A 13,251-nucleotide genomic window follows, 5' to 3' on the forward strand; every position below is an offset into this window, starting at 1 on the left:
AAGAATTGCTTGACGACCATAGAGCGTTGGAACCACCTGATCCCATCCCGAACTCAGTAGTGAAACGACGCATCGCCGATGGTAGTGTGGAGTTTCTCCATGTGAGAGTAGGTCATCGTCAAGCTCCTATCCCAAGACCCCTGGTCAGCTTCGCTGGCCGGGGGTTTTGCTTTTGCGCGCGGGAAAAAAAGCCAGGAGTCGGCGCTGCCCTCGCGCAGTCGGCGGCCATGGGGGGATGTGCTCCAAACGGAAGGCCAGAGTCGCTCCTGTTAGTTTCTCCATAAATTTTGAGGCATGTGTTGGGCACCGGGGATGCAGTTGCGTCGTCTACAATAGCGTCAAATTTTCCCTGAGTTTCTACATGCCCGATATCGAAGGTCATGCCTTGCAGGATCTGCCTCTGGACGAGTTGACGGCTTGCCATGAGTGCGACCTGTTGATGCGCCGCGAGCCCGTTCCCCTCGGGCACCGATCAGTTTGCCCGCGTTGCGGATACGAACTGGAAATCCACCGGCCCCATATGGTCCGGCGTGCCCTGGCGTTGGTGCTGACGGCGCTGATCCTGTACATCCCGGCAAACTTCCTGCCGATCATGCACATCACCATCCTTGGTCAGACCAGCATGGATACTGTCTGGAGCGGGGTCGTAGGCCTCTATCACTCGAACATGGCTGGCGTCGCCATCCTGGTGTTCCTGTGCAGCATGGTGATCCCGCTGGCCAAGCTGCTGTGCCAGTTGTTCGTATTGGTGTCCATCCGCTACAAGGCGCTGCGTGAACATGGCATGTTGCTGCTGCGCGGCTATCAGCATCTGCGGGAATGGGGAATGCTGGAGGTGTACCTGATGGGCATCCTCGTTTCCATCGTCAAATTGATCGGCATGGCGGAATTGCACGTCAGCGTTGGCCTGGCCTGTTTCGTAGGGCTGCTGTTCACCCAGGTTTGGCTGGAAGTCACCATGTCCCACCATCAGGTCTGGGGCGAGTTGTCCGGGGAGTTCGACGATGCGAGCCATTGATGCGGGGATCGTCGTGTGTGGCGAATGCCACCAACTCAATCGGCGCGAGGAAGACGACGAGACCCATTGCAGTCGCTGTGGTGCCGTGGTGCATGAGCGCAGGCCCAACAGCATCATTCGGACTTGGGCGTTGCTGATCACCGCAGCGATCCTCTACATCCCCGCCAACCTGCTGCCGATCATGACGGTTAACTTCCTCGGCAACGGCATGCCGGCGACGATCATGGAGGGCGTGGTGGAGTTGATCAATGCCGACATGGTGCCCATCGCCGCCGTCGTGTTCGTGGCCAGTATCCTGGTGCCCACTTTCAAGCTTGTCGGCTTGGCGCTGCTACTGTATTCGGTGCAGCGGCGTCAGCCGCTTTCCGCCCTGCAACGGAATGTGATGTATCGCTTCATCGAGTGGATTGGCCGCTGGTCGATGCTCGACATCTTCGTCATCGCGATTCTGGTGACGCTGGTGAGCTTCGGAAACCTGGCCAGCATCGAGGCAAATCTCGGTGCGGCCGCCTTCGCCAGTGTGGTGGTCCTTACCATGCTGGCTGCAGTGACTTTCGATCCCCGGCTGATCTGGGATAACACGGACGCGGAAAACGACGATGAGTGATCTCCCCAAACCCAAGATGCGCAAGACCACCAACTGGTCGGCAATCTGGATCCTGCCACTGATCGCACTGGCGATTGGAGCCTGGCTGGCCTGGCGTGCTTATGATCAGGCCGGGATCGTGATCAACATCCAGTTCGAAAGCGGCGAGGGGATACAGGCCAACAAGACTGAGGTGATCTTCAAGGGGATCGGCGTCGGCAAGGTGGTGGACCTGCATGTGAACAAGCCGACATTGGGCGTCACTGCGACCGTGGAGATGCGCAAGGAAGCCGCCGACTACCTGAGCAAGGGGACCCGCTTCTGGCTGGTCAAGCCGCGGGTGTCTATCGCCGGGGTCACCGGCCTGGAGACATTGGTCTCGGGCAACTACATCGCGATTGACCCCGTGAAGGGCGAGCAGCAGAAAGACTTCACTGCGCTGAAGGAGCCGCCGCCGCTCTCCGATAGCCTGCCCGGCCTGCACTTGACGCTGAAGGCAGACCGCCTGGGGTCTCTGGAACAGGGCAGCCCCATTTACTACCGGCAGATCCAGGTCGGGCAGGTTAAGAGCTATCGGCTGGCGGAGGACCAGAAAACCATCGAGGTGAAGATCCATATAGAACCGGCCTACGCCAATCTGGTGCGCAAGCACACTCGGTTCTGGAATGCCAGCGGCATTACCCTGTCGGGCAGCCTGAGCGGTCTGAAGCTGCGCACCGAATCGCTGGCGAGCATTGCCGCAGGTGGCATCGCTTTCTCCACGCCGGAGAATTATCCGGATAGCCCGCCCACCGATCCCACCAAGCCTTTCCGTCTGTACGAGGATTTCGATGCCGCCCAGGCCGGGCTCAGCGTCAAGGTGAAGGTCAGTGATGTCAGCGGCCTGACCGCCGGTAGCACTCCGGTGATGTACAACGGTGTGCAGGTCGGTACGGTGAAGAGCATCGATATGGATAAGGATTTCAATGGTGCTACCGCCACTTTGTCCATGGACCCCCGGACCGAAGACTTCCTCAACAGCAAGACCGAGTTCTGGATGGTTAAGCCCAGCATCTCGCTGGCGGGTATCACCGGGCTCGAAGCATTGGTGAAGGGCAATTACCTCAGCGTGCGCTTTGCCAGCGACGGTGAGCCGACCCGCGATTTCGTCATCCGTCCGAAGGCACCCCCGTTGAATCTCGATGCGCCGGGATTGCACCTGGTGCTGACCACGGACCAGTTGGGTTCGCTGGAGGTCGGTACCCCGATTCTCTACCGCCAGATGAAGGTTGGCAGCGTGCAGAGCTATCAGCTGTCCCGTCGCGATCCGACGCGGCTGGTCATCGGTGTGCACATCGAGCCGGAGTACGCCAAGCTGGTGAACACCTCTTCGCGCTTCTGGAACATCAGCGGCGTCACCATCAGTGGCGGGCTGGACGGAATCAAGCTGAAGAGCGAGTCGTTGCAGACGCTGATTGCCGGCGGTATCGCGTTCGATACACCTGACCCCAAGGCGGCGCCGATCACCAAGGTGCGTCGCTTCGTGCTGTTCGACAGCGAGGATGATGCGCATCTCAAGGGCCAGGTGATCGAGCTGCGTGCCGACACAGCCGATGGACTGAAGGAAGGTACCCTGCTGCGCTTCAAGGGTCTGGAAGTTGGCCGGGTGGAGCAGGTTGAGCTGAGCAAGGACCTGCAAACCGTGCAGTTGAAAGTGCGCCTTACCCGTGCAGCTGATCGCATCGCTCGCCAGGGGACGCGCTTCTGGGTGGTGGGGCCGCAGGTGGGGTTGGCCGGCGTGAGTAACCTGGGCACCATCGTCAGCGGGCAGTACATCGAGGTTCTGCCGGCGCCCAAGGCGGGCCAGGCGCAAACCAGCTTCAGCCTGCTCGGCGGCGAACCCAATCGCCTGCTGGATGCGGACGGCCTGCGCCTGACTCTCAGCGCGGCGCGTCGAGGCTCGCTCAAAGCGGGGGTGCCGGTGACCTACCGCGAGGTGCAGGTGGGTAAGGTGACCTCCTTCGAGTTGGGCGAGACCGCTGACCGCGTTCTGATCCACGTCCTGATCGAGCCGCGCTACGCGCCGTTGGTACGTACCGGCAGCCGCTTCTGGAACACCAGCGGCGTTGGCGTGGATGCCGGGCTGTTCAAGGGCGTGAAAGTGCGCACCGAGTCGATGGAGACGATCCTCGCCGGCGGGGTGGCTTTTGCTACGCCGAACAACACCGAGATGGGCTCGCCGGCCAAACCGGGGCAGACCTTTGCGCTGTTCGACGAGGCCAACGACGAGTGGCTGGACTGGGCACCGAAGATTCCGTTGGGCAAGGCCCAATGAGCTGACGCCTGACAGGAACAGGGCCGCGAATGCGGCCCTTTTCATGAAACGCGCACAAACGAAGCGTGAGTAGTACTCGCAGGATGACGCGGCGCGCAGCGATACCCATCGGTGTGGTCGGCAGGACAGCATGGGGATCGCAAGCTCAACCCCTCCCACAAAAAGCACGCAAGAAAAAGCCCCGCATTGCGGGGCTTTTTCTTCAACGCTGCAAGTGCATCATGCCGGCTCGGCGCTCGCCTTCACATCGTTGTGGGCGGCTTTCTCGGTGTCACGACGACGGATGTACTTCCAGTCCGCCTCGTCGATGTAGATGCCGTTGGGGCCGCTGCCGCCTTCCAGGTCGATGGCCACCTGGGCCGAGACCTGTGGTTTCACGCTCGCCAGGATCGGCACGAAGCCCAGTTGCAGGCTGGTTTCCAGCAGTGCGGACTGGTTGCGTTCGTCGATATCCGCCGCCTCGTCGAGGTAGTAGGGCAGGCGGATACGACCGGCCTGCTCACGGTCCATCAGGTGCAACAACAGGTACATGTTGGTCAGCGCCTTGATGGTCATGGTGGTGCCGTTGGACGCCGCACCGTCGATATCGGTGTGCATGATCGGCTGGCCGCCCATCTTGGTAATTTCGAACGCCAACTCGAACAGGTCCTTCAGGCCCAGCTGGTTGTTGTTCGCCGCCACCAGGCGCGACAGGTAATCCTTGGCTTCCTCGTTCTTCGCATCCTGCTCGGCGCTCTGGGTCAGGTCGAAGACCGAGAGGTTCTCGCCTTCTTCGTACTGGCCGGCGCTGTGGATGATCTGGTCGATGTGCTTGAGCGCGTCCTTGTTCGGCGCCAGCACGATGCGGAAGCTCTGCAGGTTCGACACCTGGCGCTTGTTGATCTCGCGGTTGAACAGCGCCAGCTGGTGTTCCAGGTTGTCATAGTCGCTGCGGATGTTGCGCAGGGTGCGGGCGATGTCGGTGACCGCCGCACGGCGTGCCTTGGCCAGGGTCATGGCTTCGTCGGTGCGATGCGCGTAGGCGTTGATCAACAGTTGCAGGCGACGCTCCGGATCGTCCTCGCTATCGAACTTGGCCACGCCCTTCAGGCGTACCTGGGCGTACAGCGCTTCAATCTGGCCGTCCACGCGCTGCAGCGACTGCCAGGTGTCCTGGTAGTCGTTGAGCAGCGGCAGCAGGTTGTCCATCGAGTCGTCGACCGGGTCCATGAACGGGATGCCGAAGGGCAGGTTGGCCGGCAGCAACTGGCGACGGCGCAGGGCGTCGTCGAGGGTGCGCTGCTTGGCTTCCATGTCGGCCAGTTGGCGACCGATCAGCTGCAACTTGGCGGAGAGCTGCTGGACGCGTTCGGTGAAGGCGTCGGCGGAGCGCTTGAGTTCGTCCTGGGTAGCTTCCAGCTGGGCGAAGTGCTCCAGTTTGCCCGGTTCCTCGGCGCTCAGGGTCTGGCTGCGGCGGAAGTCTTCCAGTGCCTTCTGCGCATCGAGCACGTCCTGATACAGCTTGTCCGCCTGCGCCTTGCTGGCATTGCGGTCGGCGGCCACGGCCTGCTGGGTCTTGAGCTGCTTGAGCTCCTTCTCCAGGCGCTCCTTCTGGTCACGCAGGGCGGCGCGGTCGGCCAGGGCCTGCAGGGCCGGCGGTTCGATGGTGGAGAGGTCGATGGTCAGGCCGGGCACTTCGAAGCGCTCGCCCTTGAAGGCATCGAGGATTTTTTCGACGCTGCCGACCCATTGGCCGGCCTCGTCCAGGTCCACGCCCTTGTCGCCCAGCGGCAGGCTGAACAGGGCGCCGTTGAACAGGCGCATCAGGCGCTCGACGTCCTGCTGGGAGAACTCCTCGCGCAGGCGGGCGTAGCTGTTGTTGTCGGCATGTTCGAGTTGCTGGCGAACGCCTTTGAGACGCTTCTCCAGATCGCGCATGCGCTCTTCCAGGTCTTCGCTGGAGAACTGCCGGGAGTGCGCCAGGGCGCCGGCCAGTTCGTCGTGGGCGTCCTTGGCGGCGAGCAGCTGCTGCTCCAGCACCTTGACGTCGTCGACCAGCGCGAAGCGGTTCTTCAGCACGGCCAGCTCACCCATCCAGCGCTGGATTTCGCTGATCTCTCGCTCCAGGCGCATCAGTTCGGCGGTGCTGCCGCGCTGTTCGTTCTGCAGGCCGTCCTGCTCGCGTTTGTAGTGCTCGGCCTGGATGACCAGCTCTTCCTTGCGCGCGCCGGAGTAGTCTTCCCAGGTGCCCAGCAGGTTATCCAGCAGTGGCGAGAGGCGGTGCATCTTGCCGCGCAGGATTTCGCGCTGCTGGACGCCGTTGGCCAGGGCTTCCACCAGCGGACCGGCGGCGACCAGGGCCTGGTAGTCACCCTCCATGCGGCGCACGTCCCGGAACGCTTCCTCGCAGGCGGCGATGTAGTCGACGCTCCCCGAGCGCAGGCTGTGCTCGAAGGCATCGAGGAACAGCTGCTTGAGCTTGGCCGCGGTGATCTCGCGCATGTGCAGCAGGTTGATGAACAGCGAGCGGAAGGTCTTCAGACTCTGTTCACTGGTGGAGCGCAGCGGGATCAGGGTGAGGTCCAGCGGGATCGAGGTGTGGCCGCCGACCAGCAGGCGCCGCAACTCGTCGGGCTTCAGCTCGTAGGACTTGATGCCCTCGCGCTCGAGGTTGGCGTACAGCTCGCGCAGGCGCAGGCAGGTGCCGTTCTTCTGGTAGTGCTCCAGGTCCAGCTCGCCCTGGTAGGCGAAGAACTGGTGGCCGAAGCCGCCGCCCGGGCCGCGGCCGCCGACGCCGATCACATGGCGGCCGTTGGGCAGGTCCAGCTCGATGAGGATGTAGCTGGTGTCCGTAGCGAAGTAGAACTTGCGCGAGGCTTCCAGGCTGTACTTGCCGAAGCTCATGTCGGACATGCGCGCGAGGATCGGGAACTGCAGCGCGTTGATCGATGCCGACTTGCCGAGGTTGTTCGCGCCGTACACCGACAAAGGCTGTTCCAGCGGGAAGATGCCGAGGCTGTAGCCGGCGGTGTTGAGCAGGGCGAAGCGGCGGATGCCGTAGCGTTCCTGGGTCATGCCTGGGCCTCCTGTTCTTCGGCGATGGCGCGGGCGAGGGCGTCTTCTTCGCTCTCTTCTTCGGCGGGCTCAGGCTTGACCGCATCAGCAACGCTGGTTGGTTCGTCGATCACCATGATGGCGTCTTCGCTGTCGGCAGCCGGTTCCTCGGCGTAGGACTCGAGTATCACCACCGGCTCGTCGTCTTCCTCCATCAGCACCGGGGCGCTGAACTGCATTTCGCTGGCGTGCAGGTTGCTGGCCAGGTCGCGGTCCTGCTGGACCGACAGGCAGACGTCAAGGAAGCGGTGGATCGGCGGCAGGAAACGGTACACGCCGTTGTCCTCGGCGGCGAAGCCGAGCTGGGTGAGGCGGCGCATGACCTTCTCTTCCAGTTCCTCCTGGGTGGTGACCTCGGCCTGCAGGAACAGGTCGCGGTATTTCTCCAGCAGTGGCGGCAGCTCGTCGCGGCCGATACTGCCGCCATCGAGGACGGCCAGCGGGTCGCGGCCCTGGTCGGCCAGGTGCTCGACGAGGATGAAGGTGAACAGCGCCAGGCGCTGGGCGGTCTTGTTCACCTGGGCGCCGATCTGCTCGGGCACGAAGTAGTAGAAGCCGCGGGTATCGCAGACCAGCTCATAGCCCAGGCTGCGGAACAGCGCGCGGTAGGCGTCCTGCTGGTTGGACAGCTGGCTGTACAGCTCCGGGTCGCGACGGCTGATGTGGAAGCCCTTGAACAGCTCGCGGAAGATCGGCGCGAGCTGGGTCATTTCAGTGAGATTAATCTGCATGCTGTTCGCTCTTGGTGTCCTTGCCAGCCGGGCCGGCGATCAGGGCGAAGGAGCACAGGCTGACGCTGTGCTGGAGAGTGTCGTATTGGGCCCGCTCGAGGCGGTCGCGCTGGAAGCGGGCATCACGGGAAAGGCGCGAGAACCAGTAGAGCAGCTCGTCGGTGGCGCCTTCGGGCTCCTGTTCCAGCAGCCACTGCATGAGGTCCGGCAGCGGCAGCGCGGCCTGGCAGCGGTCGAGCATTTCCCGGGCGGTGCGCGGCGAGCGCTGCGGACCATCGCTCTTGCGATTGCCGCTGGCCTTGGGGAAGTGCGCGGGCTTTGGCTGGAAGTTGGCGAGGGCAAAGACGTAGCTCTCGACCTGCGAGGCGGTGCCGAGGAAATTGCTCTGCGGCCGGGTGAACATCGGCAGCGCGGCTTGCGGCACGGCGTCGATGCCCTTGCGGCGGATGACCGACAACGCCAGGGCGGCGCCGCGGGTAATCGCGTTGTGCCGACGCGCTTCCTCGCGCAGCGGCAGCAACAGTTCGCGGGCGCGGCGCAGGGTGAGCTGGGCGGTGGTCTGCATTTCCAGAATGCGCGCGTGGGTGCGCAGCAACTGGTCGTCATCGACCAACTGGCCCAGGCGAGCCTGTTCGCTGAGCAGGCGCAGCAGCACCTGTTCCACCCGATGCACGCCCTGTTCGAAGGCGCCGTCGGCGGAAACCAGCTGGATCATCGGTTCGACGTACTCGTCCCAGGTCGCCAGGACTTCCGCGTAGCGCTGGCGCAGCGGAATCTGCCGGTCCTGGGTCTTGGCCCGTTCGGCCACGGCAACCAGCGCCTGTTCGTCGTTGGCAAGCTTCTTCAGCACATCGCGCACGCGCATGTCGAGCAGGCGCAACTGGCGGGCCAGGTCGTTGCCGTCGCGTGCCTCGAAAGCTTCGCGGATGTAGCCGGCCAGACGTTCAAGGTGGCGCAGGTAGGCTTCGATCTCCAGGCACAGGCCCAGGCGGTGCTCCTGGCGCAGGTAGGCGAGGAAGTCGTGGATCTGCGCGTTCAGCTCGAAGCGGTTGGGGCTTTTGGCCACCGGGACGAGGATGTCCAGGCGAACCCACTGGTCGAGCAGGGCGGTGATGTCCACCGGGGTGCTGTCGGGCAACTGGCTGGTGAGCTGGATGCGCAGCTCCACCAGGCTCAGGGTGCCGGCGTCGAAGCGCTCGCACAGCGGTTCGAGCAGCACCCAGTGTTCGGCAAGGGCGCGTAGTACGCGTCGTGGGTCGATCATCGGCTTGGTTGGGCCCGGAATGAACAAAGGGAGCGATTGTACTGCAAAGGCCTACCCCTGGCCGACAGGGTGACGAAACGCGTCAGTTTGCGACTGCACGAGCAGCGTCCGTGTGATGCATCTCACGGAAAATGAGGCCTAACTGGCTGAATTTTCTGGCAAGTTTTTTGCCAAAGTCTGTATCAGAGACCTAGTTATCAGAGTCTGATTTACGCACATGACCTACGACGCCGCACTCGCCAAAGCCCGCTGGGCCGAACTGGAACGCCAGAACGACCTCGACTGGGACCTGGATGCGATCACCGATCGCAACGAAGCCATCGCCTTCCTGCAGCGCTTCGAGAATCGCTTGTGCATCTACTCGTCGTATGTCGAGAAGCTCTACAGCAACTACAGCTTCGTGATCCCCGAGAGCCAGGAAGGCGGCATCACCATCCTCCCGGACGAGCAGGCCTGGTTCGACACCTTCCACGACATCCCTGGCGACGCGGTGGAGCCCACCGGCATCCACATCCTGCCCGGCGAGACCATGGGCTACAGCGGCCTTTACCTGAAGATCCCAGCCGAGCACAGGCTGGTGGCCTCGCGAGAGCTGCCCTTCCAGGACGGCCTGAAGCTGCTGATCAACCGTTACCGCATGCGTGGGGATATTTTCCTGCCGGTGCTGGTGAAGGGCGACCTGCGCGAGTACGAGGCGCGCATGCCCTCGCTGCACCTGCACCGCCTGAACATCGCCAGGCTGCAGGCCCATTCGCGGCTGAACCTGGACGCCATCAAGGGCGCGATCGCCGAGCATCTGATCGGCCTGTTCCGCCACCAGTAGGCCTGCGGCTGTCACCCGGGTGTGACGATGGGTAACAACCTGGCCCGGACTTTCCTTTCCTCGTCTATCGTTCGAAGCGATTTACTCGACTATGGGTCGGCCCGCCGTGGCGGGTGAATTCCTATAGTGGCATCACGGCGCCGAGTCTCGACCTGTTTCCTGACCCGATACGCCCGACGAATAACAACAGGTGCCCTGCACGACGGGGCACCGGGAAAGGAGAGTGCCATGCGTCAGTCCTCCGGTCCGCTCATGCGTGCCCTTGCCTTGCTCTGTGGCGGCCTGCTGGCCTTTTCCGCCCAGGCGCGCATGCAGTCGATGGACGATGAAGAGCTGTCCGCCATCTCCGGCCAGGGTGCGATGCTCACCGTCGACGCCTCCACCTACCAGAACTACCAGTACACCCGGCTCAATTTCGGCGCCGACGTCAGCCTGCTGACCAATATCGACCAGTTGAGCCTGGGCAACTACAGCCGCACCGGCTCGACCACGGTTTCCGGCCAGCCGGCGGACATCCTGATCAACAACTTCGCGCTGGGACGGATCGACAACGCCAACTCCCCGGATGCCAAGGTGGTGCCGTTCCAGATCCGCGACCCCTACGTCGAGTTCGCCTTCCAGACGAACAACGGTGTGCGCCAGCTGGTGGGCGCGCGGGTCGGCTTCGGCAAGGCGCAGGGCGATCTCTCCGGCGACATCCTGTCGATCACCGGCAACCTGCAGGGGCAGATCTACGGCCCGGCCTCCATCGCCTACGACTACTACACCCGCAATGGCTGCCCGAACCTCATCAACTGCCTGGCGCTGGCCGTGGCCGGCGATACCCCGGTGTACGCCGACGTGGTGCTGCTCAAGGCTGGTACCGGCGAGGCCACCATCAACGGCCAGCCGATCAACCGCGCCGAGCAGATCGGCATCGCCAAGGGCGATTCGCTGCACTCCGACGCCGGCGGCCTGATCGCCGCGCTGATCCCGACCCTGTCGACCACCAACAACTGCCAGGCGCTGGGCCTGACTACCTGCTTCGACCTGACCAACTACAAGACCATCTACATCGGCAAGCCTGGTTCCACCGACATCAACACCGGCGCCCAGGGCATCTTCTTCTCCCTGCAGAACCAGAACGTGCCCTGGCAGGACCTCGCCAACGCCGGCAATTTCGTCAACACCCAGTCCGGCGCCTTCGCCAACTTCCCTAAAGTGGGCAGCGGTGCGGATGCGGTCTACCCGATTCTGATCAACCTCTACGACGCCCTGCGCGGTCTGCCTCGGCAGCCGACCTGCATGGGCTCGCAAGCGGCGGGCTGCTGACATGAGCTGGCGCACAGCGGTACTCGCCTGCCTCGCCGGTTGCCTGGTCAGCCTGCCGGCTCTGGGCATGAAGGCCCTGGATGACGACCAGCTGGAAGAAGTCAGCGGCGCCGGCCTGGGCTTCTTCATCGATGGCTTCAGCTACGACCAGGCCACAGCCACGTCGAAGATCACCGGGGTGAAGAACAGCGCCAACCAGGACGTGCAGGTCGACATTACCGGCGCCTACATCAAGGGCGCCGGCAGCCAGCGCGGCACGCTGGACACCAAGGCCTACCTCGGCACGCCGCTGCACCCCTTCACCCTCGGCCCGGTGAAGTACAAGGCGGGGCTGAACATCCCGGCCAACCAGGAAGCGCTGCAGCTAATGACGCCGACCTGGACCGACCCGATCAACGACACCCACAAGTTCGGCCTCTGGTCCTATTACCAGGGCTGCCTGTATGGCGACGCCGGCTGCACCAGCCCGAACCAGGCGACCACCCGGATCAATACCGAGCTGAGCGCGCTGAAGACCCAGCGCGATACGCTGCTCAGCACCTATTCGAACAACATGATCGGCCTCAAGAGCGGCATCGATGCCGACATGGTCGTGGTCAACCAGCGCAAGGCGGAGGTGGATGCCGCGCAGGTGGTGCAGAAGAACAACTACAGCGCCATGACCACCAGCTACAACAACGCCCCTGCGCAGGTGTGCGGCCTGATCTTCTGCGCTGACCGCCCGGCCACCATTGGCGAGAAATACGACTGCGGCGCCATCCTCGCGTGCAGCAACAACACGGCGGTGAAGAACTACAACGCCTCGGTGGATACCTACGACGCCAGCACCAAGGACCTCACCACCGCCCAGCAGAACCTCAGCGCCTCCTGGAACGTCAGCCGCAACGGCGTCACCCTCAGCCAGCGCGCCAGCGACTACGACAAGTTCGTCCAGCTCTGCGGCGCGCAAGGCGGCAGCGCCACCACCTGCGTCAGCGGCACCATTACCCGCACCGAGAAGAACGTCGCCACCGTGCAACTGGTGGCTGGCGCCATGCAGAACGCCTCCGGCACGCGCATCCAGGGCCTGGATATCGGCATCGCCACCAAATTCACCCTGCCCAGCACCGCCTACAACAGCGACGGCAGCGCTGGCGCCACCAGCACCCGCACCGATTTCTTCTCCATCGCCCTGGAGAACTTCACCCTCAACGGCTCCTACCTCAACCTGTGGGGCGACGCGGCTGGCCTGAAGGCCTCCATGAGCCTGCAGATGTACGCCGACAAGCTGATCATCGCCGGCTGCGAGAACTGCGCCGACAGCAACAAGGTGGTGGCCAAGAACGTCTACTTCGACCTCAACCTGGGCGACGCCAACTACCAGCCGGCGACGCTCTCGGTGGCCAGCAACGGCGACCTGATGCTCAGCGCGCCAGGCGTCACCTGGGCCAACCACGAAGCCTTCTACCAGAACGTGCAGAAGAGCAATATCAGCATCGGCAACCTGAACATCAGTGGCACCGACGTCGGCTCCCAGGCCATTCGCGGCCTGCGCATCGACTACCTGAACGTCCGCACCGTCAACCTGCCGCGCTAGCGCATGAGGAGACTCGCCGTGAACACCGCACGCCTTCCGAGCCGACTCCTGGCATCTTTGTTCCTGCTGGCCGCCGCTACCGCCCATGGCGAAATGCGCGGCCTGGACGACAGCGAAATGGCCGACGTCAGCGGCCAGGACGGCGTCAGCCTGAGCGTCAACTTCAACCTCGCCGCCAACACCGCCGATACCCGCTGCAGCGGCGGCTGCGGCGCGCGCTTGGCGATCCAGCCGCTCAACAGCACCGGCTACATCGTGCTGGACAACATCAAGGGCACCTTCAGCTTCGACGGCATGTCCATCGACATGGTGACCATCAACAACGGCTTCAATGGCGACGGTGCGCTGTTCAACCGGCAGGCCATGAAGATCGGCCTGACCAACGCCAGCGCCAGCAACCTGCAGTTCACCCTGGGTGGCGCCAACCAGGGCAAGGTGTCCGGCAGCGGCCTGCAGCAGACCAACCTGCTCACCTACCAGGCCACCGGCGCGGTCAAGCTCACCGGCAACGTCTACGTCTTCGGCACCCCGTAAG

General features: G+C 63.4%; 10 protein-coding genes and 1 rRNA gene. 8 read left to right on the top strand and 3 right to left on the bottom strand.

All coding sequences use genetic code 11. The annotated features are described in order from the left end of the window. Positions 1–8: 8 nt before the first annotated feature. From rrf to MJ122_RS29710, 4 genes are all read left to right on the top strand, one after another. Positions 9–124, top strand: a 5S ribosomal RNA gene (gene rrf / locus MJ122_RS29695). A 237-nt stretch (positions 125–361) separates the two neighbouring features. Next, the gene (locus tag MJ122_RS29700) at positions 362–1,018 is read left to right on the top strand and encodes a paraquat-inducible protein A (RefSeq protein ID WP_088421754.1); all 657 of its coding nucleotides are present in this window, start codon (positions 362–364) and stop codon (positions 1,016–1,018) included. Continuing rightward, positions 1,005–1,625 (top strand): paraquat-inducible protein A, encoded by a 621-nt coding sequence (locus MJ122_RS29705; protein WP_088421753.1) that lies wholly within the window; start codon positions 1,005–1,007, stop codon positions 1,623–1,625. The genes MJ122_RS29700 and MJ122_RS29705 overlap by 14 nt, the downstream gene beginning before the upstream one ends. Then, a complete protein-coding gene (locus tag MJ122_RS29710) occupies positions 1,618–3,918 on the top strand; it encodes an MlaD family protein (protein WP_239747171.1) in 2,301 nt (766 codons plus the stop codon). Before MJ122_RS29705 ends, MJ122_RS29710 begins: the two co-directional genes overlap by 8 nt. 219 nt (positions 3,919–4,137) lie before the next feature. On the opposite strand, the gene mksF is transcribed toward MJ122_RS29710, so the two are convergent. The 3 genes from mksF to mksB are packed head-to-tail and all read right to left on the bottom strand — an operon-like array spanning position 4,138 to position 9,006. Continuing rightward, positions 4,138–6,972 carry an Mks condensin complex protein MksF gene (mksF, locus tag MJ122_RS29715; protein WP_239747172.1) on the bottom strand — a complete coding sequence of 945 codons (2,835 nt, stop codon included), beginning with the start codon at positions 6,970–6,972 and terminating at the stop codon, positions 4,138–4,140. Continuing rightward, positions 6,969–7,742 (bottom strand): Mks condensin complex protein MksE, encoded by a 774-nt coding sequence (gene mksE / locus MJ122_RS29720; protein ID WP_239747173.1) that lies wholly within the window; start codon positions 7,740–7,742, stop codon positions 6,969–6,971. The genes mksF and mksE overlap by 4 nt, the downstream gene beginning before the upstream one ends. After that, positions 7,732–9,006: an Mks condensin complex protein MksB gene (gene mksB / locus MJ122_RS29725; RefSeq protein WP_026078701.1), complete on the bottom strand. Its 1,275-nt coding sequence runs from the start codon at positions 9,004–9,006 to the stop codon at positions 7,732–7,734. Before mksB ends, mksE begins: the two co-directional genes overlap by 11 nt. A gap of 217 nt (positions 9,007–9,223) precedes the next feature. Between mksB and MJ122_RS29730 the strand changes: the two genes are divergently transcribed. The 4 genes from MJ122_RS29730 to MJ122_RS29745 all read left to right on the top strand — a co-directional run bounded on the left by MJ122_RS29730 (position 9,224) and on the right by MJ122_RS29745 (position 13,250). Continuing rightward, entirely contained in the window at positions 9,224–9,829 is a 606-nt protein-coding gene (locus tag MJ122_RS29730) for a hypothetical protein (RefSeq protein WP_088421749.1), read from the top strand. Between the two features lie 228 nt (positions 9,830–10,057). Next, entirely contained in the window at positions 10,058–11,140 is a 1,083-nt protein-coding gene (locus tag MJ122_RS29735; RefSeq protein ID WP_088421748.1) for a hypothetical protein, read from the top strand. Position 11,141: 1 nt separating this feature from the next. Further along, complete coding sequence (locus MJ122_RS29740) at positions 11,142–12,716, top strand: hypothetical protein (protein ID WP_239747174.1); 1,575 nt, start codon at positions 11,142–11,144, stop codon at positions 12,714–12,716. A gap of 3 nt (positions 12,717–12,719) precedes the next feature. Beyond that, a complete protein-coding gene (locus MJ122_RS29745; RefSeq protein ID WP_172419307.1) occupies positions 12,720–13,250 on the top strand; it encodes a DUF6160 family protein in 531 nt (176 codons plus the stop codon). The last annotated feature ends 1 nt before the right edge of the window (position 13,251 follow it).

Origin of the sequence: Pseudomonas sp. DP-17, from assembly GCF_022380625.1 — a bacterium.
GTDB classification, from domain to species: Bacteria; Pseudomonadota; Gammaproteobacteria; order Pseudomonadales; family Pseudomonadaceae; genus Pseudomonas; species Pseudomonas nitroreducens_A.

Bases quoted from the DNA above. Each gene is read 5' to 3' on its own strand.
- MJ122_RS29700 (WP_088421754.1), top strand. From the start codon at position 362: ATGCCCGATATCGAAGGTCATGCCTTGCAGGATCTGCCTCTGGACGAG.
- MJ122_RS29705 (WP_088421753.1), top strand. From the start codon at position 1,005: ATGCGAGCCATTGATGCGGGGATCGTCGTGTGTGGCGAATGCCACCAA.
- MJ122_RS29710 (WP_239747171.1), top strand. From the start codon at position 1,618: ATGAGTGATCTCCCCAAACCCAAGATGCGCAAGACCACCAACTGGTCG.
- mksF (WP_239747172.1), bottom strand. From the start codon at position 6,972: ATGACCCAGGAACGCTACGGCATCCGCCGCTTCGCCCTGCTCAACACC.
- mksE (WP_239747173.1), bottom strand. From the start codon at position 7,742: ATGCAGATTAATCTCACTGAAATGACCCAGCTCGCGCCGATCTTCCGC.
- mksB (WP_026078701.1), bottom strand. From the start codon at position 9,006: ATGATCGACCCACGACGCGTACTACGCGCCCTTGCCGAACACTGGGTG.
- MJ122_RS29730 (WP_088421749.1), top strand. From the start codon at position 9,224: ATGACCTACGACGCCGCACTCGCCAAAGCCCGCTGGGCCGAACTGGAA.
- MJ122_RS29735 (WP_088421748.1), top strand. From the start codon at position 10,058: ATGCGTCAGTCCTCCGGTCCGCTCATGCGTGCCCTTGCCTTGCTCTGT.
- MJ122_RS29740 (WP_239747174.1), top strand. From the start codon at position 11,142: ATGAGCTGGCGCACAGCGGTACTCGCCTGCCTCGCCGGTTGCCTGGTC.
- MJ122_RS29745 (WP_172419307.1), top strand. From the start codon at position 12,720: ATGAGGAGACTCGCCGTGAACACCGCACGCCTTCCGAGCCGACTCCTG.